Origin of the sequence: Streptomyces sp. CB03238, assembly GCF_002099185.1 — a bacterium.
Lineage (GTDB): Bacteria > Actinomycetota > Actinomycetes > Streptomycetales > Streptomycetaceae > Streptomyces.
In genome coordinates this window covers 226,264-249,676 of the sequence record NZ_NBCN01000005.1, presented here as the reverse complement: position 1 = coordinate 249,676, position 23,413 = coordinate 226,264, and the positions used below count along the sequence as shown (strand labels likewise).

At 72.3% G+C, this 23,413-nt stretch carries 18 protein-coding genes; 5 read left to right on the top strand and 13 right to left on the bottom strand.

What is annotated here, in order from left to right; genetic code table 11:
• Nucleotides 1-347 precede the first annotated feature (347 nt).
• Complete coding sequence (locus BKD26_RS10675; RefSeq protein ID WP_084897596.1) at nt 348-1,589, bottom strand: DUF1343 domain-containing protein; 1,242 nt, start codon at nt 1,587-1,589, stop codon at nt 348-350.
• 153 nt (nt 1,590-1,742) lie between these two features.
• Between BKD26_RS10675 and BKD26_RS10670 the strand changes: the two genes are divergently transcribed.
• The 3 genes from BKD26_RS10670 to BKD26_RS10660 are packed head-to-tail and all read left to right on the top strand — an operon-like array spanning nt 1,743 to nt 4,801.
• Nucleotides 1,743-2,507, top strand: coding sequence for an SDR family oxidoreductase (locus tag BKD26_RS10670; RefSeq protein ID WP_084897595.1), 765 nt, complete (start codon nt 1,743-1,745; stop codon nt 2,505-2,507).
• The gene (locus BKD26_RS10665; protein WP_084897594.1) at nt 2,504-4,165 is read left to right on the top strand and encodes an AMP-binding protein; all 1,662 of its coding nucleotides are present in this window, start codon (nt 2,504-2,506) and stop codon (nt 4,163-4,165) included. The genes BKD26_RS10670 and BKD26_RS10665 overlap by 4 nt, the downstream gene beginning before the upstream one ends.
• A 42-nt stretch (nt 4,166-4,207) precedes the next feature.
• Nucleotides 4,208-4,801: a TetR/AcrR family transcriptional regulator gene (locus BKD26_RS10660; protein ID WP_084897593.1), complete on the top strand. Its 594-nt coding sequence runs from the start codon at nt 4,208-4,210 to the stop codon at nt 4,799-4,801.
• 12 nt (nt 4,802-4,813) lie between these two features.
• On the opposite strand, the gene BKD26_RS10655 is transcribed toward BKD26_RS10660, so the two are convergent.
• The 3 genes from BKD26_RS10655 to BKD26_RS10645 all read right to left on the bottom strand — a co-directional run bounded on the left by BKD26_RS10655 (nt 4,814) and on the right by BKD26_RS10645 (nt 9,116).
• On the bottom strand, nt 4,814-6,595 hold the full coding sequence (locus tag BKD26_RS10655) for a lysyl oxidase family protein (RefSeq protein ID WP_084897592.1): 1,782 nt from the start codon (nt 6,593-6,595) through the stop codon (nt 4,814-4,816).
• 274 nt (nt 6,596-6,869) lie between these two features.
• The gene (locus BKD26_RS10650; RefSeq protein ID WP_084897591.1) at nt 6,870-8,084 is read right to left on the bottom strand and encodes an acyl-CoA dehydrogenase family protein; all 1,215 of its coding nucleotides are present in this window, start codon (nt 8,082-8,084) and stop codon (nt 6,870-6,872) included.
• Between the two features lie 9 nt (nt 8,085-8,093).
• Complete coding sequence (locus BKD26_RS10645; RefSeq protein WP_084897590.1) at nt 8,094-9,116, bottom strand: phosphotransferase family protein; 1,023 nt, start codon at nt 9,114-9,116, stop codon at nt 8,094-8,096.
• Between the two features lie 140 nt (nt 9,117-9,256).
• On the opposite strand from BKD26_RS10645, the gene BKD26_RS10640 reads away from it, so the two are divergent.
• Nucleotides 9,257-10,555: a glucarate dehydratase family protein gene (locus BKD26_RS10640; RefSeq protein WP_084897589.1), complete on the top strand. Its 1,299-nt coding sequence runs from the start codon at nt 9,257-9,259 to the stop codon at nt 10,553-10,555.
• A gap of 9 nt (nt 10,556-10,564) precedes the next feature.
• On the opposite strand, the gene BKD26_RS10635 is transcribed toward BKD26_RS10640, so the two are convergent.
• A complete protein-coding gene (locus tag BKD26_RS10635) occupies nt 10,565-10,861 on the bottom strand; it encodes a hypothetical protein (RefSeq protein ID WP_084897588.1) in 297 nt (98 codons plus the stop codon).
• Between the two features lie 107 nt (nt 10,862-10,968).
• Here BKD26_RS10635 and BKD26_RS10630 point away from each other — a divergent pair, with 107 nt between their 5' ends.
• A complete protein-coding gene (locus BKD26_RS10630; protein WP_084897587.1) occupies nt 10,969-11,907 on the top strand; it encodes an NADP-dependent oxidoreductase in 939 nt (312 codons plus the stop codon).
• Between the two features lie 9 nt (nt 11,908-11,916).
• Here the strand turns inward: BKD26_RS10630 and BKD26_RS10625 are convergent, their stop codons facing one another.
• The 8 genes from BKD26_RS10625 to BKD26_RS10590 form a co-directional block, all read right to left on the bottom strand.
• Nucleotides 11,917-13,308 carry a metallophosphoesterase gene (locus tag BKD26_RS10625; protein ID WP_084897586.1) on the bottom strand — a complete coding sequence of 464 codons (1,392 nt, stop codon included), beginning with the start codon at nt 13,306-13,308 and terminating at the stop codon, nt 11,917-11,919.
• Between the two features lie 28 nt (nt 13,309-13,336).
• On the bottom strand, nt 13,337-15,559 hold the full coding sequence (locus BKD26_RS10620; protein ID WP_241518596.1) for an MMPL family transporter: 2,223 nt from the start codon (nt 15,557-15,559) through the stop codon (nt 13,337-13,339).
• Between the two features lie 120 nt (nt 15,560-15,679).
• Nucleotides 15,680-16,855 carry an alpha/beta hydrolase gene (locus BKD26_RS10615; protein WP_084897584.1) on the bottom strand — a complete coding sequence of 392 codons (1,176 nt, stop codon included), beginning with the start codon at nt 16,853-16,855 and terminating at the stop codon, nt 15,680-15,682.
• Entirely contained in the window at nt 16,852-17,937 is a 1,086-nt protein-coding gene (locus tag BKD26_RS10610; protein WP_084897583.1) for an NAD-dependent epimerase/dehydratase family protein, read from the bottom strand. Before BKD26_RS10610 ends, BKD26_RS10615 begins: the two co-directional genes overlap by 4 nt.
• Nucleotides 17,912-20,164: an MMPL family transporter gene (locus tag BKD26_RS10605; RefSeq protein WP_084897582.1), complete on the bottom strand. Its 2,253-nt coding sequence runs from the start codon at nt 20,162-20,164 to the stop codon at nt 17,912-17,914. Before BKD26_RS10605 ends, BKD26_RS10610 begins: the two co-directional genes overlap by 26 nt.
• A complete protein-coding gene (locus BKD26_RS41990) occupies nt 20,164-21,864 on the bottom strand; it encodes an FAD-dependent monooxygenase (RefSeq protein ID WP_084897581.1) in 1,701 nt (566 codons plus the stop codon). Before BKD26_RS41990 ends, BKD26_RS10605 begins: the two co-directional genes overlap by 1 nt.
• Entirely contained in the window at nt 21,861-22,535 is a 675-nt protein-coding gene (locus tag BKD26_RS10595) for an HAD family phosphatase (protein WP_179166495.1), read from the bottom strand. The genes BKD26_RS41990 and BKD26_RS10595 overlap by 4 nt, the downstream gene beginning before the upstream one ends.
• The gene (locus BKD26_RS10590) at nt 22,532-23,110 is read right to left on the bottom strand and encodes an AfsA-related hotdog domain-containing protein (RefSeq protein WP_084897580.1); all 579 of its coding nucleotides are present in this window, start codon (nt 23,108-23,110) and stop codon (nt 22,532-22,534) included. Before BKD26_RS10590 ends, BKD26_RS10595 begins: the two co-directional genes overlap by 4 nt.
• Nucleotides 23,111-23,413: the final 303 nt, after the last annotated feature.

The window sequence follows — 23,413 nt, the reverse complement described above, 5'->3', positions numbered from 1 at the left end:
CCAGTTCGGCTCCATCGAAAAACGAATGGAGGCCATCAGCGGGACATCTGACGCGAATTGCCCCCACGGCGCCCGGTGTGGCGATTGCGAAAAAGTGACGCTCCCTCACCGTCCGGCGGGCTCAGGGCAACGGCCGGCCCCGGCGGGCACGAAGGTCTGTCCGGGACCACGGTGATCCCGCCCCCTGGTCCCGGTCGGCGACATCGGCGGGATACGGCCGTCGGCCGCCGCCGGTGCGATCGCCGCCGCGCCCCGTGCGCGTTGGCCGGTTCGGTGACGGGACGCCGCTCGGGGCCGCCGGCCGTCCCGCTGTCAGTGGTACGCCAGGTACGCGCGCCGTCCCGCTGTCAGTGGTACGCCAGGTACGCGCGCCGCACCGCCCGGAAGGCCGCCAGGTCCGCCTCCCAGGCGCCCACCACCTCGTCCGTGTCCGCGCCCGCGTCGATCAGGGTGCGGACCTTCGCCGAACCGGTCAGCTTGTCGATCCAGTTGTCCGGACGCCAGGCGAAACCGCTCCAGCTCCGCTTCGCCGTCACCAGCAGCCCGATGCCGGTCCGTACCGGGTCGAACGCCGCCCGGTCGTGCACGTGCAGCTGCACCCCGCCCGCCGTCTTCCCCTGGAACTTGGAGAACGTGGGCGCGAAGTACGCCTCCCGGAACCACACGCCCGGCAGTTCCAGCGCGTTCGCCGCCTGAGCCCACCGCCGGTCGATCCCCTCCGCGCCCAACAGCTCGAACGGGCGCGTCGTACCCCGGCCCTCCGACAGGTTCGTCCCCTCGAACAGGCAGGTCCCCGCGTACACCAGGGCGGTGTCCGGAGTCGGCATGTTGGGGCTCGGCGGCACCCACGGCAGCCCCGTCGCGTCGAAGAAGTCCGCGCGCCGCCACCCCGACATCCGTACCGTCGTCAGCGGAACCGGCTTGGCCAGGAACTCCGCGTTGAACAGCCGCGCCAGCTCCGCCACCGTCATCCCGTGCGCCTGCGCGATCGGCTCCCGCCCCACGAAGGTCGCGAACGCCCTGTCCAGTACGGGCCCGAGGGCCGCCCGCCCGGTCACCGGGTTCGGCCGGTCCAGCACCATGAAACGTTTCCCCGCCAGCGCCGCCGCCACCATGCAGTCGTACAGCGTCCAGATGTACGTGTAGAACCGCGCGCCCACGTCCTGGATGTCGAACACGACCGTGTCGACTCCGGAGGCGGTGAAGATGTCCGCCAGCGCCCGCCCGCTCTTCAGGTACGTGTCGTACACCGGCAGCCCCGTCGCCGGATCGTCGTACCGCCCTTCCGAACCGCCCGCCTGGGCCGTGCCCCGGAAGCCGTGCTCGGGGCCGAACACGGCGATCAGATCCACCCGGTCGTCGGCGTGCATGACGTCCACGATGTGCCGCACCTCGGCAGTGACCCCCGTCGGGTTGGTCACCACACCCACCCGCTGACCCGCGAGCGCCGCGTACCCGTCGGCCGCGAGCCGGTCGAAGCCGGTCCGCACCCGGCGGCCAGCGCCGTGCGCGGCCGCCTGTCCGGGAGCGGCCGCCATCACCCCCGCCGCGCCGCCGGCGACCAGCAGACCCCGTCTGGACACGCTCATCCGCACACCTCCGTGACCGCTCGACCGCTCCGGCCACGCACGCTAGCGCGCACACCTGGCCCAGGGAACGAGGCGGGCACGACGGCCTTCCCCCACCACATACCGACCGGTTAGTCTGTCGATCGGTCCATCACAGAGGAGAGGCGGGTCTCGATGAGTACGGTCCAGGGCGCGGGCGTGGTCGTCACCGGAGCGGGCGGCGGGATCGGAGCCGCACTCGCGCGGCGGTTCGCGGCGGAAGGCGCCCGGGTCGTCGTCAACGACATCGACCCCGGCCGCACCAGGGCCGTCGCCGACGAGATCGGCGCCACCGCCGTCCCCGGCGACGCCTCCCGAATCGTCGACGAGGCCCGCGAGGCCCTCGGCGGCACCGTCGACGTCTACTGCGTCAACGCCGGGCTCGCCTCACCCGGCGACGCCTTCGCGAGCGAGGAGGTCTGGGCGGCCGCCTGGGACGTCAACGTGATGGCCCACGTCCGCGCCGCCCGCGCCCTGCTGCCCGAGTGGCTGGAGCGCGGCTCCGGCCGGTTCGTCTCCACCGTCTCGGCCGCCGGGCTGCTCACCATGGTCGGGGCCGCGCCCTACAGCGTGTCCAAGCACGGCGCGTACGCCTTCGCCGAATGGCTCTCGCTCACCTACCGCCACCGCGGCCTGAAGGTCCACGCCATCTGCCCGCAGGGCGTCCGTACGGACATGCTCACCGCCGCCGGGTCGGCCGGCGAGCTCGTCCTCGCCCCCACCGCCATCGAGCCCGAGGACGTCGCCGACGCGCTGTTCGAGGGCATCGAGGCCGACCGGTTCCTGATCCTGCCCCACCCCGAGGTCGCCGGGTACTACCGGGCCCGCGCGAGCGACCCCGAGCGCTGGCTGAACAATATGAGCCACATCCAGCAGAAGTGGGAGGGCACCGGGCAGTGAACCCGACGACGTCGATCTACGCGGCCAAGCCGTGGCTCGCGCAGCTCAGCGACGCCCAGCGGGCCCCCGTACAGCCGCCCGCCACCGTCGTGCACGCCTTCCGCGCCGCTGTCGCCCACGCCCCCGAGCACCCCGCCCTCGCCTACTTCGACGGGCGCCTGACCTACCGCGAGACCGACACGCTCTCCGACTCGGTGGCCGGATTCCTCGCCTCCCGGGGCGTCGTGCGCGGCGACCGCGTCGCGATCATGCTCCAGAACACCCCGCACTTCGTCCTCGCCCTGCTCGGCGCGTGGAAGGCCGGGGCGACCGTCGTCCCGCTCAACCCGATGTACAAGTCGGCCGAGGTCGCCCACGCACTGAACGACTCCGAGGCGAGCGCCTTGATCTGCGCCGACCGCGCCTGGGAGGAGTACCTGCGCGCAACGGCCGCCGACTCACCCGTACGCGTCGCCCTCACCGCCTGCGAGAAGGACCTCCAGACCCGCGACGACCCGCGTGTCCTCGGCTTCCAGCGGCTCCCCAAGCCCGCCGACACCGACGACCTGGTCACCGTCGCCCGCGCCGGCCACCCCGCGCCCGCGGAGCGGGACCTCACCGCCACCGACGTGGCCCTGATCAGCTACACCTCCGGCACCAGCGGCACGCCCAAGGGCGCCATGAACACCCACCGCGGGATCATGTACAACGCCGAACGGCAGCGCACCGGCCACCCCGTCCCCGAAGGCGCCGCCTACTTCGCCCTCGCCCCGCTCTTCCACATCACCGGCATGGTCTGCGAGCTGGCCGTCTGCCTCGCCAACGCGGGCACCCTCATCCTCGCGTACCGTTTCGAGGCGGGCGTCGTCCTCGACGCCTTCGCCGAGCACCGCCCCGCCTACACCGTCGGCCCCTCCACCGCCTTCATGGCGCTGGCCGCCCACCCCGCCGCCACGCCCGGCCACTTCGCGTCCTTCCAGGTGATCTCCTCCGGCGGCGCGCCCGTGCCCCCGGCCCTGGTCGAGAAGTTCCGCGCCGGCTTCGGCCCGTACATCCGCAACGGCTACGGCCTGACCGAATGCACCGCCCCCTGCGCCGCCGTACCACCCGAGAAGGAGGCCCCCGTCGACCCCGCCTCCGGCACCCTCTCGGTCGGCGTCCCGGGCCCCGAGACGGTCGTCCGCATCCTGGACGAGAACGGCAAGGAGGTGCCGTTCGGCGAGCAGGGCGAGATCGCCGTACGCGGGCCCCAGGTCGTCCCCGGCTACTGGCGGCTGCCGGAGGCCACCGCCGAGACCTTCCCGGACGGCGAACTGCGCACCGGCGACATCGGCTTCATGGACGCGGACGGCTGGCTCTACGTCGTCGACCGCAAGAAGGACATGATCAACGCCTCCGGCTTCAAGGTGTGGCCGCGCGAGGTCGAGGACGTCCTCTACACCCATCCGGCGGTCCGCGAGGCGGCCGTCGTCGGCGTCCCCGACACCTACCGGGGGGAGACGGTCAAGGCGTACGTCAGTCTGCGACCGGGTACCTCGGCCGAGCCCGCCGAGCTCTCCGCGTACTGCGAGGAGCGGCTGGCGGCGTACAAATATCCCCGTGAGGTCGCGATCCTGCCGGAGCTGCCGAAGACGACGAGTGGGAAGATCCTCAGGCGGGAACTGCGTCACCCCGCGTAAATGACCCCGACACGCACGAGTGCACGAGAGAGGTGGCGGCACATGGCCAGGACGACGGACGGGAACGGCACCCCCGTCCCCCAGAGGCTGCTGGCCACCGCCACCCGGCTCTTCGCGGAACAGGGCTACGACCGCACCTCCGTCCAGGAGATCGTCGAGGCGGCCGGCGTCACCAAGGGCGCCCTCTACCACTACTTCGGCTCCAAGGAGGACCTGCTCCAGGAGGTGTACGCGCGCGTGCTCCGGCTCCAGCAGGAGCGCCTGGACGCCTTCGCGAGCGCGGACGCCCCCGTCGAGCAGCGGGTGCGTGACGCCGCCGCGGACGTGGTGGTCACCACCATCGAGAACCTGGACGACGCGTCGATCTTCTTCCGGTCGATGCACCATCTGAGCCCGGAGAAGAACAAGCAGGTACGGGCGGAACGGCGCCGCTACCACGAGCGGTTCCGGGCCCTCATCGAGGAGGGGCAGGCCGCGGGCGTGTTCTCGTCGGCCACGCCCGCGGACCTGGTGGTGGACTACCACTTCGGCTCCGTCCACCACCTGTCCACCTGGTACCGCCCGGACGGGCCGCTCAGCCCCCAGCAGGTGGCCGGCCACCTGGCCGACCTGCTGCTGAGGGCGTTGCGGCCCTGACCTGTCAGGACGTCAGTTGGCGTTCACCAGGTCGTGCGCCGGCACGGTCACCGTACGCGCCCCCTTCTTCCCGCCGAGGACGATCTTGCGCAGGGCGCTGTTGTTGTTCAGGTCGGTCTCCTTGAGCCGCTTCTCCGGATTGGCCAGCACCTGGATGTAGTACGTGCCGTTCGGCAGCGTGGTGATGTCGAACGACTGGCCCGGCAGGTCCTGGGTGTAGGTGTCGCCGGAGCCGACGTCGAGGACCTCACGGACGGAGATCGAGTTCTGCTGACCGCACGCCGTGGACAGGTCGGTGTTGTACGGGTGCCAGTTGGCGTTCTTCACCGTGTAGTCGACGGCGTCGGTGTTGGCCAGGCAGAAGGCCTCCTTGCCGCTGCGCACGGCCTCCTTCTGGTCGGCCTTCAGCAGCCGGTAGCTGGCGAAGTCGGTGAAGTGCCAGTGCTCGTGTCCGGGGCGCGGGTCCCACTCCATGGTGCCGGTCGGGGTGTAGCCGACCTGCTTGCCGTTCGCGTCGTAGAAGTACTGGTAGGCGTCCATCAGCTCCTTGCCGGGCGCGCGGAAGCCGTCGACGACCAGCTGCGCGGGGCCCGCGTTCCACACGTTGGCGCTGAAGGCGAGGAAGTCCTTGCCCTTGTCGGGGCCCTCGGTGGCGGGCTCGCTGATGGTGATGCCGTAGGCGGGCAGCGAACGGAGGTCGGGCTTGGGCACGTCCGGCACGGTCGCCTTGCCGGTCGGGCGCTTGGGGGCGGCCTTCACCGCCGGGGCCTTGCGGGAGCCGTCGGTCTGCCCGGCCGCGTCACCCATCCGCGCCCCCGCCTTGAGGCCCGCCTTCTTCACCGCCCAGGGCAGGGCGGGCGGTGCGGGCGTGTGGGGCCCGTGGCCCACGTTGTACGAGGGTCCCGCGCCGCTCGTCGGCGCCGCGGGCGCGGCCGGGGCCACGGCGCCGTGCCCGGCGTGACCGGAGGCGGCACCGTGACCCGCCGGGGCGGCGTGACCGGAGGCGGCACCGTGACCCGCCGGGGCGGCGTGGCCGGCCGCGCGGGACCCGTGGCGGGCGGCCGGCGCCCCGCCGCCACCGCCCTCCGAGCCGATCTCGCGCACGGTCACCTTAACCGTCTGTGGCTTGTCGGCGATGCCGAGCAGATCGCGGTAACGCTTCGCCACGGACACCTTCGCCGTGTACGTCCCGGCCGGCAGGACGACGGGCGTGGAGGAGTAGCCCGCGTACGTGTTGGCGGCCCAGCCCTTCTCCACACCCCACACCGAGCCGAGCGTGAACGGGTTGACGGGGCAGCTCTCGGGATACTTCGACGTGGCCGGTGCGTCGGGGCGCACCCGGCCGGAGGCGTTGTTCGGGCAGAAGTCCTCGGCCTTGTTCAGCACGGTCTTCCCGGCGGCGTTGGTCATGGTGACCTGGACGAAGCCGGGCAGTCCGGTGAAGTCCTTCACCAGCCCGCCGGGAAGGGCCTTGGTCCGGGTCTTGGCCCCGTCACGGATGATCTGCGTGGCGACGACCGGGTCCTTGTAGGACTTACGGGTCACCTTGAGTTCCAAGGGGGCGTTCTCGGCGGTGAGGTACGTACCGAGGTCGAGGTAGACGCCCGGTCGTTCCTTGTACGAGTCGAGGGTCACCGACGCCGATGCGGCGATCAGGCTGAGCTGCGGCGTGGCCTGGGCGGCGGCGGCCGTCCTGCCGTCGGGCGCGGCGGCGACGATACCGGCGGTCACGGCGATGGCCGCGGCTCCGGCGATCACCGAGCGCCCGAGACGGGCCTGGTGGGATCTGGTCATCGTTCCTCGTTCTACGAGTGCCTGTCGGGACGGCGGAGGCCGGCCGGCGCGCGTGGTCATGGCGCGCCGCGGGTGTCTCCGGCGTGTGAGAGGAGGCGGACGGCACTGCGGGTTGTCTGGGAGCCGGTGAGTCGGGGATCCTTGGCCGAATCTAGGCCGCGGACACCGGATCACGCCGTCTTAGTGCCGTTCCCGCCGCGCAGGCTGCTCGCATGTGGTAAAGCCCGGGGCGCAACGCCCCGGGCTCGTACCGCTGTTGAACACCGTGCCGGACTCAGAGGTACTTCTTCAGCTCCCGCCGCGCCAGCGACCGCTGGTGCACCTCGTCCGGGCCGTCCGCCAGCTTCAGCGTCCGCGCCGCGGCCCACAGTTCGGCGAGTGGGAAGTCCTGGCTGACGCCACCCGCGCCATGGACCTGGACCGCCTTGTCGATGATGTCCACCACCGCGCGCGGCGTCGCGATCTTGATGGCCTGGATCTCGGTGTGCGCGCCCCGGTTGCCGACCGTGTCCATCAGCCAGGCGGTCTTCAGCACCAGCAGCCGCAGCTGCTCCACCGTCACCCGGGCGTCCGCGATCCACCCCTGCACCTGCCCCTGGGCGGCCAGCGGCTTGCCGAAGGCCGTACGGGACACGGCCCGGCGGCACATCAGCTCGATCGCCCGCTCGGCCATGCCGATCAGCCGCATGCAGTGGTGGATCCGGCCGGGGCCGAGACGGGCCTGGGCGATGGCGAACCCGCCGCCCTCCTCGCCGATCAGGTTCGCCGCCGGGACGCGGACGTCCTCGAAGACCACCTCGGCGTGACCGCCGTGGGAGTGGTCCTCGTAGCCGTACACCTGCATCGCCCGCCGGACGTGCAGACCCGGGGCGTCGCGGGGCACCAGGATCATCGACTGCTGGCGGCGGACGTCCTCGCCGTCCGGGTCGGTCTTGCCCATGACGATGAAGATCGCGCAGTCCGGGTTCATCGCACCGGAGATGTACCACTTGCGGCCGTTGATGACGTAGTCGTCACCGTCCCGCGCGATCCGGGTCTCGATGTTCGTCGCGTCGGACGAGGCGACCTCGGGCTCGGTCATCGCGAACGCGGACCGGATCTCCCCGGCGAGCAGCGGCCGCAGCCACCGCTCCTTCTGCCGCTCGTCGGCGAACTGGGCCAGCACCTCCATGTTGCCGGTGTCCGGGGCCGCGCAGTTGAGGGCGGTGGGCGCCAGGTGCGGGGAGCGGCCGGTGATTTCGGCGAGGGGCGCGTACTGGAGGTTCGTCAGGCCCGCCCCGTACTCCTCATCGGGGAGGAAGAGGTTCCACAGGCCCTGCCTGCGCGCCTCGGCCTTGAGCTCCTCCACCACGGCCGGGGTGTCCCACGGCGAGGCGAGCTTCGCCCGCTGCTCCTCGGCGACCGTTTCGGCCGGGTACACGAACTCGTCCATGAAGGCGAGGAGTTTCGCCCGCAGTTCCTCGGTGCGCGCGTCGAATGCGAAGTCCATGGGTGTCGGTCAGCCTTCCTGGAGGGTGGTGAGGCCGTGCTCGATGAAGACGGGAACGAGGTCGCCGATCCGGTCGAAGCCGGCGCCGACGGTCTGCCCGAGGGTGTAGCGGTAGTGGATGCCCTCCAGGATCACGGCGAGCTTGAACCAGGCGAACGCCGTGTACCAGGAGATGGCGGAGGTGTCGCGGCCGGAGCGGGCGGCGTACCGCTCGATCAGCTCGGCGGGCTCCGGGTGCCCGGGCGCGGCCGCGGTGGTGGAGACGGGGGAGTGCGGCAGGTCCAGCCGGACGCTGTACATGGCCAGCAGGCCCAGGTCGGTGAGCGGGTCGCCGAGCGTGGACATCTCCCAGTCCAGGACGGCGTTGACGCGGTCGTCCTCGCCCAGCAGGGCGTTGTCCAGCCGGTAGTCGCCGTGGACGACGGTCGGGGCCGACGAGGCCGGCAGCTCGCGGCCGAGCGCGGCGTGCAGCTCGTCGATCCCGGCCAGCTCGCGGCTGCGCGAGGCGTCCAGTTGCTTGCCCCAGCGCCGCAGCTGCCGGTCCAGGAAGCCGTCGGGGCGGCCGAAGTCGCCGAGCCCCACCGCCGCGGGGTCCACGGCGTGCAGGTCGACCAGCGTGTCGACCAGGCCCAGGACCGCGGCGCGGGTGCGTTCGGGGCCGAGCGGGGCGAGCTGCTCGGCGGTGCGGTACGGCGTGCCGGCCACGAACTCCATGACGTAGAACGGCGCTCCGAGCACCTCCTCGTCCTCGCACAGCACCAGCGGCTCCGGGACCGGGACGGCCGTCGGGTGCAGGGCGCTGATCACCCGGTGCTCGCGCCTCATGTCATGGGCGGTGGCCAGGACGTGGCCGAGCGGCGGGCGGCGCACGACCCACTGGCCGGCGCCGTCGGTGACGACGTACGTGAGGTTCGACCGGCCGCCCTCGACGAGGCGGGCGCTGAGCGGTCCGCTCACCAGGCCGGGCCGCTCGCGGTCGAGGAAGCCGCGCAACCGCTCGGGATCGAGACCTGGTGGGGGAGCTGAGCTCATCGTTCGCACCTCCGGTGACGGGAAGGACAGTGGTGGTACGCAGCAGCATGACCGACCAGTCGGTATGTCGTCCAGTGCCGGTCCGGAAACCGGCTGCAGGCGTCTGGCTCTTCGGTTACGTCGCTGAATAAGGTTCACGTATGGATACCGCGCTGCTGATCGACGACGTCCGGCTCACCCCGGTCCTCATCTCCGATCCGCCCCTCCTCAACACCCAGGGCGTCCATCAGCCCTATACCCCTCGCCTCATCGTGGAGGTCATCACCCGGGGCGGCGTCACCGGAGTCGGCGAGACCTACGGCGACGGCGCCTACCTGGACCTGGCCCGCCTCCTCGCCGAGGCGCTCCCCGGCCATCCGGTCACGCATGTGAACAGCCTGTTCCAGCTCGCCGAGCGGGTGTGCGGCGGCTCACCCGCCCCCGCGGGCGAGCCGCAGGGCGTCGACGCGGGCGGGCTGCGCGGCGTCCGTACCGCCGGCAAGCTGCGCCTGTCCGTGGTCTCCGCCGTCGAGGTCGCCTGTCTGGACGCGCTCGGCAAGACGCTCGGCCTGCCCGTGCACGCCCTCCTGGGCGGCAAGGTCCGCGACGCCGTCGACTACAGCGCGTACCTCTTCTACCGCTGGGCCGAGCACCCCGCCGGCGGCGAGAAGGACGACTGGGGCGCCGCCCTCGACCCGGCCGGCATCGTCGCCCAGGCCCGGCGCTTCGTCGCCGAGCACGGCTTCCGCTCCTTCAAGCTCAAGGGCGGCGTCTTCGAGCCGGACCAGGAGATCGCCGCCGTCCGGGCTCTCGCCGAGGCGTTCCCCGGCCGGCCGCTGCGCCTGGACCCCAACGGGGCCTGGTCCGTGGAGACGTCCCTGTACGTCGCGCGGCGACTCGGCGGCGTCCTCGAATACCTGGAGGACCCGGCGAGCGGCACCGACCGCATGGCGGAGGTCGCCGCCGGTACCGACGTACCCCTCGCCACCAACATGTGCGTGACGACGTTCCCCGAGATCGCCGGGGCCTTCGCCCGTGGCGCCGTCCAGGTGGTGCTCTCCGACCACCACTACTGGGGCGGCCTGCACCGGACGCGTGAACTCGCCGCCGTCTGCCGGGCCTTCGGTGTCGGGCTGTCCATGCACTCCAACACCCACCTGGGCATCAGCCTCGCCGCCATGACCCATGTCGCGGCCACCGTCCCCAACCTCGACTACGCCTGCGACAGCCACTACCCCTGGCAGGCCGAGGACGTCATCACCGCCCGCCATGTTTTCCGTGGCGGCCGGCTCGCCGTCTCCGACGCTCCCGGTCTCGGCGTCGAGCTCGACCGTGAGCGGCTCGCCGCCCTCCACCGGCGCTGGCTCGACGACGACGGCACCCTGCGCGAGCGCGACGACGCGGCGGCGATGCGGCAGGCGGACCCGGAGTGGGTCACCCCCACCGTCCCCCGTTGGTGAAGCCGCTGTTCAGTGGTCGTCCCAGTGACCGTCGTGCGCGGCGTGCCGGTGCCCGTCGTGCACGTAGTCGACATGGTCGCCGTGCGCGACGGCCGGGTGCCCGCAGTTGTCCCCGTGCTCATGGGCGTGACCGCTGTGGGCGATGTGCTCACCGGGCTCGCACTCGTCCCAGTGTCCGGAGTGCTCCCGGTGCAGATGCCCGTCGTGGACGTAGTCGAGGTGGTCGTTGTGGACCACGGCCTGATGTCCGCAGGCCGGGCCGTGCGGGTGGGTGTGGGCGAGGTGTTCCTGATGGAGGACGGTCATCGCGAGGCCTCCGGCGTGGACGTCGGTAACACCTCCAGGCTAGTTCTTTTTGTCGGAATGATCCGTTTCGGCTTGCGTGCGGCCGGAACCGGCCGGAGGGTCGGACCATGAAGGCGATCAGCTACAGCCGGTACGGCGGTCCGGAGGTCCTGGAGTTCGGCGACCGCCCCGACCCCAAGGTGGGCCCGGACAAGGTGCTCGTCAAAGTGCGCGCGGCGGCCGTCAACCCGGTCGACCGCAAGGCCCAGGCCGGGTATCTCGACACGTCCTTCGACACCGTCTTCCCGGTGATCCCCGGCTGGGACGTCTCCGGCGTCGTCGTCCAGCCCGGAGTGTCCGTTCCCGAGTTCTCCGTCGGGGACGAGGTCATGGGGTACGTACGCGAGGACGTGCTGTGCCACGGCACGTTCGCCGAGTACGTCGCGGCGCCCGTCCGCACCCTCGCGCACAAGCCGCGCAACGTGGGCTTCGAGGAGGCGGCGGGCCTGCCGCTCGCCGGACTCACCGCCTACCAGGTGCTGCACCGGGCGCTGGAGGTGCGGCCGGGCGACACCGTCCTGGTCAACGCCGCGTCGGGCGGCGTCGGCTCCATGGCCGTCCAGATCGCCCGGCACCTCGGCGCCCGCGTCATCGGCGCGGCCCGCGAGGAGGGCCAGGACCGGGTCCGCGAGCTCGGGGCGGAGCCGGTGCTGTACGGGGACGGCTTCGCCGGCCGCGTCAGGGCCCAGGCCCCGCACGGCGTGGACGCCGCGTTCGACACGGTCGGCGGCCAGGTCCTGAAGGACTCGGCCAACCTCCTCGCCCCCGAGGGCCGGCTGGCGTCCATCGCCGACGGCGAGGTGATCGGACTGGGCGGCCGCTACTGCTGGGTACGCCCCGACATGGCGGACCTGACGGCGCTCGCCGAGCTGGTGGAGGAAGGCGCCCTGACCGTGCGGGTCGCCAGGACGTTCCCCCTTGAACAGGCCGCCGACGCCCAGCGCGCCAACATGGAGGGCGGCCTGCACGGCAAGGTGGTCGTGACCGTCGACTGGTCCGACCAGTGACGGGACGGGTCACCGGACGGGGGCGCGCAGTTCGAGCACGCTGATGTCGGCCGGGGCACCGACCCGGACCGGCGGCCCGAAGAACCCGGCCCCGTTCGTGACGTACAGCGTGGTGTCGTCCACCCTGCCCAGCCCGGAGCTGACCGGGTTGGACAGCGCCGTCACCGCGGTGAGCGGGAACATCTGTCCGCCGTGGGTGTGTCCGGACAGCTGGAGGTCGACGCCGTGACGGGCCGCCTCCTGCGCGAACACCGGCTGATGGGCCAGCAGCACGACAGGACGCCCGGTGTCCCGGCCGGCCAGCGCCCGTGCGAGATCGGGGCCCCGCCCGGACTCCTCCCCGGCCAGGTCCTCCACTCCTGCCAGATCGAGGAAGGCGCCGTCGTGCCGGATCTCGACCCGCTCGTTGACCAGGGGCCGCACGCCTACGGCCCGCATCTCGTCCAGCCAGTCCTCGACACCGTCGTAGAGGTATTCGTGGTTGCCGGTGACGAAGAAACTGCCGTACCGCGTCTCCAGCCCCCGCAGGGGGCGGGCGGCAGGGCCGAGCTGGGCGGCGGTCCCGTCAGCCAGGTCGCCGACGATCGCCACCAGGTCGGCCTCCAGTTCATTGACCATGCGGACGATGCGCTCGGTGTGGGAGCGACCGAGCAGCGGGCCCAGATGGATGTCGCTGACCACGGCGATGCGCAGACCGGCCAGCCGCGCGTTCACCTTCGACAGGGTGACCGGTACGCGCTTGACCATGGGGTCGCCGAGGGCCACGGACATGCCGTGGCCGACGGTGCCCAGGGCGGTGGCCCCGGCCAGGGCGCCCACCGCCCGGCCGAGGACGAGGCGCCGGCCGAGCAGGCGGTCGCCCTCCGCTCCGGCGGCGGCCGTGGCCTGTCGGGGATCGGGGGCCGGTGCCGGCGAGCCGTTCCCGACAGCCGGACCGGTCGGACCGGCCGGGGCGCCCGAAACCTCCGGCGTCCCGGCCGCACCGGCCCCGGCCACGAGTACCGGCTGCCGGCCGGGCGCGGATTCCGGCTCGGCCGCGGATTCCGGCTCCGGCGCGGACGCCTGCTCCGCCTGCCGGCCGGCCCGCTGCCATGCGCGTACGGCGATCGTGCGGGGCACTTCGAGCACGGACAAGGTCAGGAGAAGGTAGAGCAGGACCCCGATCCAGGTGTACCCCGGCCACGCGAGCCACCGCCCGGCGCCGCCGTCCGCCGGATCGAACAGCGGGGTGACGATCCGGGTACCGGGGGCCAGCAGAGCTGAGAACACCACCCCCCAGGTGCCCAGCCGCCGCGCGCGTGTCGAGGGCCTGGTCGTGTCACGGACCAGACGTATCCACAGGTAGTAGTGGAGGGCGCCGGACCCCACGAGCATGAGCGCCGTCACTCCGAATCCCAGCATGTGTCTCTCCTCGTGGAGTCCGGCGGACTCAGATGCGGCCGGCAGCCGCGCCGACGCCCGCGTCGTCGGGCCGTACGGCGTCGGGCGCGGACGGTGCCGACTCGGCGATGCCGAACCGGGCGTGGAGCGCGCGGAGCGGCGCGGGGGCCCACCAGTTGCCCCGCCCGGCCAGGCGCATGAAGACCGGCACGAGTACCGCCCTGATGAGTGTGGCGTCGACCAGGATCACCACGACCATGCCGAGGCCCAGCATCTTCAGGAACACGATCCCGGACGAGGCGTACGTGGCGAACGAGGCCGCGAGGATGACCGCCGCCGAGGTGATCAGCGGGCCGCTGCGCTCCAGGCCGACGGCGACGGCGCCGACGTTGTCGCCGGTGCGGTCGTACTCCTCCTTGATCCGCGACAGCATGAAGACCTCGTAGTCCATGGAGAGGCCGAAGGCGGTGCAGAACATCAGGATCGGGATGCTGGGCTCGATGGAACCACTCGGTGTGAAGCCCAGCGCTCCGGACAGATTGCCGTCCTGGAAGACCCAGACGAGGGCCCCGAACATCACCGCCATGCTGAGGGTGTTGAGCACCATCGCCTTGGCCGGGAGCAGCACGCTGCCGGTCATCAGGAAGAGGATCACAAAGGTGACCACCAGGATCAGCCCGAACACCAGCGGCAGCCGGTCGACCAACTCGCTCCGGAAGTCGCTCAGTTCGGCGGGGTATCCGCCGATCACCACCGCACCCGTGGCGGGCCCGGTGGCCGCCGTGGTGCGGATCTCGGAGAGGACCCGCTCGATCTCCTGGTCGAGGCCGCGGTGCGTGGCGACCACCGAGTACCAGGTGTCCTTGTCGGAGGCGAACCGCTTCGAGGAGGCGCCCGGTTCGGACACCTTGCGGCCCGCCGCGTACGAGCCGGTGAGGGCGTCGACCTGGTGGACCTCGGGGATGCGGGACAGGCCGACGGCCGTGGCATCGATCGAGTCCCGATTCGCCGCGACGCCCGCCTGGCCGCGGCGCAGGACCTGGATGGCGTCCATCTCCTCCGCGGCGAAGTTGTCGCGGATCTCCTGCTGGACCACCCGGCTGGAGGCGTCCTCGGGCAGGACCCGCTCGTCCGGCACGCCGAAGGTGAGACCCAGCGAGGGCGAGGCCAGGCCCAGCAGCAGCACCAGTGCGGGAATGCCGTAGACCAGCGGCCTGCGCATCATCCGCAACGCCGTGGAGTGCCACCAGCCCTCGCCGGAGCGGGCACCGGTGTCCTTGCGGGCCACCCGCCGCCCGAGGCGGGCCAGCGCGGCGGGAAGGATCACCAGTGCCGCGAAGACGGACGTGAGGACCGTACCGATGCCGGCGTAGGCGAACGAGCGCAGGAAGGGGAACGGGAACAGCAGCAGGCAGGCCAGCGACACGATCACGGTGAGACCGCTGAACGCGACGGTACGGCCGGCGCTGGCGACCGCGTGCTCGACCGCCCCGGCCACCGGCCGGCCGGCCGCCAGTTCCTCGCGGAACCGGTTGATGACGAACAGGCTGTAGTCGACGCCCAGTCCGACGCCCATCACCAGGGCCAGGTTGGCGGCGAAGGTCGAGACATCGGTGACGTAGGTGACACCGCGCAGCAGCGCCAGTGTGGTGATGACGGAGAACAGCCCCATGCCGAGCGTGAGCGCGGCGGCCGAGAAGCGCCGGTAGATGGCGAACAGCAGGAGCAGCACCAGCGGGAAGACGATCATCTCGGCCCGCAGGAAGTCCTGCCGGGACTGCTCGGCGGCCTGCCGGAACACCTCGTCCCCGCCGCCCACGCGGACCGTCACCAGTTCGCCGTCCCTGGTGAAGTCGGGGGAGAACTCGGCCAGCTTCGTACGGGCCTCGGTCACCGTGCCCGCCATCCGGGCGATGACCAGGGCCTGCCTCCCGTCGGTGCCGCGCATGGCGGGGGAGTTGCCGCGCGACCAGTACGAGGCGACCTCGGCCACCCCGTCCTTCCCGGCCAGCTCCCTTTCCAGCGCGCGTCCCTCGGCGGCGACCGCCGGGTCGTCCACGGTGCCCTGCCGGGCCGTGACCATCAGCAGCACACTGGGCGTGCCCGTGCCGAACTCCTCCTGGAGGACTGCGCGGGTATTCAGCGACTCGGAGCCCGGGCTCTCGAAACGGCTCAGCAACAGGCGGTCCATGGTGCCCGCCGCGAGCACCACTCCCAGGACGGCCAGGGCGACGCCGAGCCACACGACGAGCCGGGCCCGCGCGGCGGCCACGCGCCCCCACCGCCGCAGCGCGGGCGGACTCTCTTCAGCGCGGGGACTGGTGAATTGACGTGTAATGGGCACGGTGCACTCTCCGGAAACGGGGGGAACAGAGGGGAATCGGGAAGGGGGTTACAGTCCGCGGGAGTCGAGCCAGGCGTCGATCCGGTCGAAGGTGCGGGGTGCCGAACGGGCCATCGTGGCGTAGTGGCCGGCTCCCGGAATGGTGAGCAGCTCGGTCTCCGCCCCGGTGAACAGGCGCCGGTGGGCGGCGCCTCCGGTGACACGGGCGTCCTCGTCGCCGTACACGAACAGGACCGGCACCTTGACCGTGTGCACGTGCTCCAGGTCCGTGAAGACGGAATCGAGCTGCGAGGTCATGTCACCGCAGGGATGGCGGTTCTGGTGCGGGGTCGCGGCGTCCATGACGCGCTGCTCGGTGTCGTGGAAGTTGCCCCTGCGGAACTGGTCGGGGCCCAGGTCGTAGTAGACGTACCCACCCGGGTCCGAGGGCTTCCTGCTCGGCTGCCCGCCGGCCATACAGCTCTGAAGGGCGCTGAAGAAGCGGGTGTTGGCCTCCGGGGTCAGGCCGCGGTCCGTCCAGTCCATGATCATCAGGCCGTCGATCCCGGCGAACGAGTACGCGGCGATCTGGACGACCTGCCCGCCGTTGGACTGCCCGGCCAGGGTCACCGTGCCGAAGGACGGCGGTTCGGCGGGGCCACGGGCGGGCCGCGCGCCGAGCTGGTACGTACCGGCTCGCAGCTGCCGCACGATCTGGTGGGCGATGTCCGCCTCGGCACCGATGCAGGTGTCGAAGCCGTCGGGACGGTCACTCGTGCCGTAGCCGAGCCGGTCGACGGTGACGGAGGCGTGCCCCCGCCTGGCGAGCTCCTCGGCGTAGTGGTAGCCGGGCACGTCCAGGCGCCAGTACCACTCGCCCGCGGCGATCCCGTGCTGGTACAGGGTGACGGACCGCTTCGCGCCGGACAGCACGGACTCGGGCGCGGTCAGATGACCCCGCACCCGGTAGGTTCCGCCGTCCGTCCGGCAGCCGGTCCTGCTGCGGTTGACGTTGCGTACGGTGAAGGTGACCGGGACGTCCACGATCTTCGCAGCCGCGAGACGTGCCGCGGTCGCCTCGGCGGCCGCCCGCGCCTCGGCCGGCGACGGCGTGGACGATACGGAGGCCACGGCCGTCCGGGACGCGGGCGGGGTGTCGGCCGCCACGGTCACGGCGGCCGCCACCGGACTCGCCAGCAGCGCCGCGCCCGCAGCCAGTACGGCGATCCGCCTGATGACGCTCATGCGCTCCTCACCTCTCGTCGCGCCGTCCCGGTGGACGGCAGCTGTCCGTGCGCCTGGTGCCATGCGGCCTGGTCGGCGACGGTCTGTTCCAGCGGGCGGAAGGCCACGCCCAGTTCACGGCGTGCCCTGGCGGAGGAGACCCTCCGGTGGTGTCCTTCGAGGAGCGCCCGCATCCCCGTACGGGTGGCGACCGGCTGCCTTCCGCGCGCCCTCGCCTGCCATTCCAGGAGCGAGGCGAGCGTCATCGCGGTCCGGGGAGGCAGCCGCCGGGGCACTGCTCCGGTACCGGTCGCCCGGACGACGGCCGCGCAGATCTCGTGCAGCGCGTACCAGCGGCCGCCCACGATGTAGCGGCGCCCGGCGGCCCCGCGGACCGCCGCGGAGACACAGGCGGCGGCCACGTCCCGGGCGTCCACGACGTGGTTTCCCGCCGTCGGCAGTGCCCTGATCCCGCCGCGCGCCACCGCCAGGAAGAGCCGTCCCGCCGAGGTGGGGCCCGCGTCGCCGGGCCCCCACATCCAGCCGGGCAGGACGATCGGTATCCGCAGCCCGTACGTGTCGCCGAAGGCGGAGATCAACCGCTCGGCCCGGATCTTGCTGCCCCGGTAGTGGTTGTCCCGGCCGGGGGCCCCGTTCGGGGTGTCCTCGTCGCCGGGGGAGGTCACGTCTCCCCCGCCCAGTACGGCGATGGAGCTGGTGTGCACCACCGTGGGCACTCCGGCGTCCACCGATGCCTTCAGCAGGTCCTCCACCGCCTCCACGTTGGTGCGGTACAGCTGCCCGAGGTCGTGGCCCGGCTGGTAGTACTCACGGAAGTACGCGGCCGTGTGGATCACCGCGTCCATGCCGCGCAGCGCGGTCCCGTAGCTCCCGATGTCGGTGACGTCCCCAGTGACCAGCCGCAGCGCGGGATGGCGCGGCAGCAGGGTGGCGGCGCGCTCGGGGTTCCGTACCACCGCCACCACCTCGCTCCCGGCGGCGAGGAGCCGGCCGACGACGGCGTGGCCGAGCAGTCCGGTGGCTCCGGTGACCAGGACGGCGGCCGGCCCGGCTGGTTCAGCGGGTGACGGCGTGTCGCTCATGCGACGTCCTTTCCTCAGGGGTCGGGGTGGGGGGCGGGTACGGGGCCGGTTCCTCGCGCAGCCCGAGGCGGCGGTGGACGCGGCGCAGGGGGCCGGGGGCCCACCAGGCGCGGGCGCCCAGCAGCCGCAGCACGGCGGGGACCAGCAGGGTGCGGACGACCAGGGCGTCCACCAGCACGGCGAGGGCGACGCCGAAGCCGAGCATCTTGGTGTTGGTGATCCGTGACAGTCCGATGGAGACGAACACCACGCTGAGGACCACGGCGGCCGCGGTGATGAGCCCACCGGTGCTGCGCATGCCCCGTACGACCGCAGCACGGTGGCCGCCGGTCCGGTCGAACTCCTCCTTGATCCGGGCGATCAGGAAGACGCCGTAGTCCATGGACAGCCCGAACGCGACGCAGAACATCAACACGGGCAGGGTGGTCTCGACGTCCCCGGTCGCGGTGAAGCCCAGCAGCCCGGACAGTTGGCCCTCCTGGAACACCCACACCACCGCGCCGAACATGGCAGTCAGGCTCAGGGCGTTGAGCGCCACGGTCAGCAACGGCAGTACCACGCTTCCGGTCAGGAGGAAGACCAGCAGCAGGGTCGCCCCCAGCACGAAGGCGAGGGCGGGCAGCAGCCCGCGCCCGATGGCCGCCTTGGTGTCCAGCAGCGCCGCCGCGGGGCCGCCGACGGACGCCCCGTCGGACGAGGAGGCCGCGCGCACGGTCTCCACCAGCCGCTGGTGGGCGGCGGAGGTCGCGCTCGTGTCGTCCTCGGCGATAACGGTCAACAGGTCGTGACCGGCGGTGGCGCGCGAGGAGTCGGCGGGCGTCGCCGCCTCCGACCGGCTCCCGTCGCGGTAGGTGCCGGCCGAGGACTCGACGCGGGTCACCCCGTCGAGCGCGGACAACTTCGCCGCGATGCGCCCGGCGACGGCCCGCGCCTCGGCCCGAGAGGCGTCGCCGGTACGCAGCAGCACGGGCACCGTGCCCTCCGGCGAGCCGTCGAAGTCGTCCCGCAGCGCTTCCTGGATGGCCCGCGCCTCGCTCGTGGCGGGCAGCTGACGATGGTCGGCGGTGCCGAACTCGGCGCCCAGGAACGGCAGGCCAAGGGCCAGCAGCAGCCCGGTCACCGCCACGGTGACCAGCGGAGCGCGGCGCATCACCGCAGCCGTCAGCCGACCCTTCGAAGCGGCCGCGCCGCGCTTCCGGCGGCGTACCGGCCACGCGTCGACCCGGCGTCCCAGCAGTACCAGCACGGCGGGCAGCACCGTCAGGGAGGCGAGCGCGGCGAGCAGCACCACACTGATCCCCGCCCAGGCGAGGGAGCGCAGGAACGCCAGGGGAAGCGCCAGCATCGCGGCCAGGGCGACGGCCACGGTCAGCGCGGAGAACAGGACGGTACGGCCGGCGGTGCGCACGGTGCGTACCACGGCGTCGCCGGGCACCGCCCCCGCGGCGAGCTCCTCACGGAATCTGCGCACGATCAGCAGCGCGTAGTCGATCGCCAGCCCCAGGCCGAGCGCGGTGGTGAGGTTCTGCGCGAATACCGACACCTCGGTGAATCCGGTGACCAGGCGCAGCACCGCGCCTGTCCCCAGGACCGTGGCCAGTCCCACCAGGACCGGCAGCGAGGCGGCGACAACCCCGCCGAAGACCCACACCAGCACGGCCAGGGTGAGCGGGAGGGCGAGCAGCTCGGAGCGGGTGAGGTCCGCCGCGACGGTGCTCTCGATCTCGTTCTGCACGGCGAGCGAGCCGGAGATCCGGACCGTCAGGTCACCCTGTTCCCCACGGAAGTGCGGTGCCAGCCGCTCCAGTTCGTCCCGCGCCCAGTCCTCACCGCCATCGATCCGGGCGGCGATCACCGCCTGACGGCCGTCTCGGGAGCGGAGATCCGCCAGCCCCGTCTGCCAGTACGAGACGACACCGACGACCGACTCCTCGAAGGCGAGCCGCTCCGCCAGCCGGACCCCCTGCCGGGCGAGCGGCCGGTCGTCGACCTGCGCGTGCCCGGGCACCGAGACCAGCAGGATCAGGTTGGGCTGCTGCTCGGGATAGTGCTGCTCCAGCACGCGCTGCACCCGCGCGGACTCCGAAGCGGGGTCCGTCGTACCGGTGTTGCTCAGCCGACCGGGCAGATCCGCGCCGAGCAGCACGGCGTCCAGAACCAGCACCACGGCTGCCACCAGGAACAGCCACGGTCTGCGCACGAGGTGTGCGCCGAGGGACGTCAGCATCAGACAACCCGCTCCACGGGGGCGCGGAGCACGGAGATCCCTGCCGCCAGTTCCGGCAGGCCCTGGTGCGTGGACCAGGCGCCGACCGCGCCGTCCGGCCGTACGTAGACCACCAGTGGGTCCCGTCCGGCCAGACCGGTCAGCGCCCGGCCGGTGTCCACGGCCCGCGCGTACGGCGCCAGGCCGTCCCACCCGACCCGGGAGTCCCGGCCCGTCAGCAGGACGACGTCCGTCAGGTCACGGACCGTGCACCGGTCCACCAGTTCTGCCGTCTCCAGGGCCGCGCGCTCGCCCTCCGCCGGGTCGGCGCCGCCCTGCACCACCAGCATGGTGTGCCGGCCGGCCGCGAGGAACTCGTGGAGCGAGGTCGCGCCGGTGCCGGACAGTGGCTGCCACGGGGTGTCGGGCAGCCGCCCGCCGGGCCGCAGCGCACCGGCTTTCCTCACGGTCCGCGAGCCGGGTGCGGCAAGCTCCCCCGGCACCGCGGGGCTCGACTCCAGACCCGGGTCCAGCTGGGCGAGTTCCGGAACCACCGTGCGGTCCAGGGCGCCGGTGAGCGACGCCACCTTCAGCAGGGTGTCGCGCACCACGCGCCGGGGGCCGTCACGAAGCAGCCACAACCGCGTCTGGCGATCGGAGTTGCGCAGGGCCCGGAGGGCGGCGGGCCGCCGCTCCGCCTCGTAGCTGTCGAGCAGTGCCGGGTCAGCGCCACGGGCGACCGCGGCGAGCTTCCAACCCAGGTTGAATCCGTCCTGCACCCCGGTGTTCAGCCCCTGCCCACCGGCCGGGCTGTGGCAGTGTGCGGCGTCCCCGGCCAGGAACACCGGCCCTGACCGGAACGCCTCGGCGACCTTCGTGTGGACCCGGAAGGTGCTGCGCCACCAGGTGGAGCGCACCTGCCAGCCCTTCGGCCCGCGGGCCTCCAGCAGCGCCTGGAGGTCCTCGTCCGAAAGGGGGCCCGCCCCGTCGGTGGCATCCCGGTCGAAGAAGATCCGGTGGCCGCCGCCGGGCAGCGGTACGACGACCATGACCCCCTCGGGCGTCAGGTGGTACTGCGCCTCCGACTGAGGCAGGTCACCGCTGATCTCGCCGTCACCCAGGAGGAAGTCGCGGGCGTACGTACTGCCCCGGAAGGCGATCCCCGCGGCCTCGCGCACCCTGCTGTGCGTACCGTCCGCGCCCACCAGCCAGCGCGGGGAGACGTCCGACGTGGAGCCGCTGCCGCCCGCTGCGCCGGAGCCGTACCCCGGCCCTGGCACCGCGATGGTGGCCGTAACCGGCCCGTGGGCACCGCCGGCGAGGCGGGCGCCGACGAGTTCGGTATTCCACTCGACGCTGCCGCCGAGCTCCAGCAGCCGCGCGTACAGCACGCTCTCGGTGACCGACTGCGGTACGCACAGCGGCTGGGGGTACGCGGTGCCGGCCAGCGAACCGAAACGCACCCGGCCGGTCCGCTTGCCGCCGGACCAGTAGGACGCCCCGGACAGTGCCAGCGAGCGCTGCACCAGGCAGTCCGCCACGCCGACGCGCCGCAGTACCTCCAGTGCGCCGCTCCACAGGATCAGTGCCTTGGGCTCGCTGGCGGGTCCCTTACGGCGGTCGATCACCCGGCACGCCACTCCGTGCCGGAGGAGGGCGCAGGCGAGGGTGAGCCCGGTGGGGCCGGCCCCCACGACCAGCACCGTGTCGCTGTCCGTCACGCCACGCTCCTGAAGTTGAAGGCACCGCGGGAGCGGAGCAGGGCCACGACCTGGTCGATCGCCTCATCGGTGGTGGTGAACGGAACAGCGAGCATGCCGATGCGGGAGGCGGCGGCGCAGTTCTCCTCCAGGTCGTCGAGGAAGACGCACTCGTGTGCCGCCGCGGGCAGCCGCTCCAGCAGCCGCTGGTAGATCAGCCGGTCGGGCTTGCGCACCCCTTCGGCCGAGGAGTCGACGACGGCGTCGAAGAGCTCGTCCACGGGCAGCTGGGCGCGCCAGCGCGGGCCCCACTCGGCGACGTTGTTGGTGAGCAGGGCGACGCGGTAGCCCTCGGCGCGCAGCCTGCGCAGGAACGAGACCAGTTCGGCGTTGACCGTCCTGCCGCGGAACCACAGATCGCCGAACTCCCGGCCGCCGAGGAGGTCCTCGCCCGTGCCGTCCGGCAACTCGGCAAGGACCCGTGCCACCATCTCGGCCTCGGTGCACCGCGCGGTCTCCAGGTCGGCCATCGGGCTGCGTCCGTGTCGTACGGTTGCCCGGGCGAAGGCCTCCTGCAGCACGGCCGTCTCGATCCCCACGGACGCGGCGAAGGCCGCGAACGTCTCGTGCAGCGGATTGGTCAGGACACCGCCGTAGTCGACCACGACGGTCGTGATGGGCGCGGAGCTCACTGAGCGACCTCCAGGCGGAACGACGCGGTGACGCGCTCCTGCTGGAGAATCTCCACCACGACGGGCACGACGAGCGTGCCGAGTGTCTTGTCGACCCGGAACTGCTCGACCCGTGCCACGACCCGGGCGGGCAGGTCGAGTTCGGCGAACTCCTCGAAGCGCGCGTCGAGCGAGGTCACCTGGAGACCCGTGGCGGAGATGGAGTGCAGCGTCGCCACGGAGGCCGCGGACAGCTGCCGGGCCGCTTCCAGCAGGAGGTTGCCCGGGATGTGGTCGAGCTGGTGGTCGAAGAGGTGGGGGTGCGTCGTGTCGGGGAGCACGGTGGCTGCCAGCGTGCTCTCCCCGGCGGGAACCGGCCGGGTGATCACCACGTTGTACGGGTCGCGGCGCCCCACCGTGGCGGGGTTCGCGGCCACATGGGTCGGCAGCGCACCGATCACGCAGGCCAGGGCGTCACGGCGGCGGGCGCGCAGCGCGCGGTAGACGTTGCGGCTGAAGAAGGCCAGTCCTCCGCCGACGTGCAGGACGGTCCGGCCCTCGATGGTGAGCGTCCCGGAGAAGTCCAGGGCGTGCACCCGTCCGTTCCGCTTGCGCTGCGGGTCGACGGGTGAGGGTGGTGACCGCCTGGGCGGGCCGTTCACCACCGCTGCGCATGGCGGACAGGTCCCGTATCCGTATGCGCAGGTTCCGGAAGATGAACGAGTCGTCCGGGCTCACGTTCTGATAGGCGTGGGCGAGGTACACCCCGGCCTGCCGCAGCACTTCCACGAGCAGCAGGAAGTCGTGGGTGCCCGACCGCTCACCCATGATGTGCGCACGTGGCAGCTGGGCCGCCACCTCGTAGGTGTCGGGCCGGTCCGTGGGGCGGGAGTCGGTGA

What these genes read in the sequence shown, in the direction of transcription:
- BKD26_RS10675 (WP_084897596.1), bottom strand. Translation starts at nt 1,589, where the DNA reads ATGAGCGTGTCCAGACGGGGTCTGCTGGTCGCCGGCGGCGCGGCGGGG.
- BKD26_RS10670 (WP_084897595.1), top strand. Translation starts at nt 1,743, where the DNA reads ATGAGTACGGTCCAGGGCGCGGGCGTGGTCGTCACCGGAGCGGGCGGC.
- BKD26_RS10660 (WP_084897593.1), top strand. Translation starts at nt 4,208, where the DNA reads ATGGCCAGGACGACGGACGGGAACGGCACCCCCGTCCCCCAGAGGCTG.
- BKD26_RS10655 (WP_084897592.1), bottom strand. Translation starts at nt 6,595, where the DNA reads ATGACCAGATCCCACCAGGCCCGTCTCGGGCGCTCGGTGATCGCCGGA.
- BKD26_RS10650 (WP_084897591.1), bottom strand. Translation starts at nt 8,084, where the DNA reads ATGGACTTCGCATTCGACGCGCGCACCGAGGAACTGCGGGCGAAACTC.
- BKD26_RS10645 (WP_084897590.1), bottom strand. Translation starts at nt 9,116, where the DNA reads ATGAGCTCAGCTCCCCCACCAGGTCTCGATCCCGAGCGGTTGCGCGGC.
- BKD26_RS10640 (WP_084897589.1), top strand. Translation starts at nt 9,257, where the DNA reads ATGGATACCGCGCTGCTGATCGACGACGTCCGGCTCACCCCGGTCCTC.
- BKD26_RS10635 (WP_084897588.1), bottom strand. Translation starts at nt 10,861, where the DNA reads ATGACCGTCCTCCATCAGGAACACCTCGCCCACACCCACCCGCACGGC.
- BKD26_RS10630 (WP_084897587.1), top strand. Translation starts at nt 10,969, where the DNA reads ATGAAGGCGATCAGCTACAGCCGGTACGGCGGTCCGGAGGTCCTGGAG.
- BKD26_RS10625 (WP_084897586.1), bottom strand. Translation starts at nt 13,308, where the DNA reads ATGCTGGGATTCGGAGTGACGGCGCTCATGCTCGTGGGGTCCGGCGCC.
- BKD26_RS10615 (WP_084897584.1), bottom strand. Translation starts at nt 16,855, where the DNA reads ATGAGCGTCATCAGGCGGATCGCCGTACTGGCTGCGGGCGCGGCGCTG.
- BKD26_RS10610 (WP_084897583.1), bottom strand. Translation starts at nt 17,937, where the DNA reads ATGAGCGACACGCCGTCACCCGCTGAACCAGCCGGGCCGGCCGCCGTC.
- BKD26_RS10605 (WP_084897582.1), bottom strand. Translation starts at nt 20,164, where the DNA reads ATGCTGACGTCCCTCGGCGCACACCTCGTGCGCAGACCGTGGCTGTTC.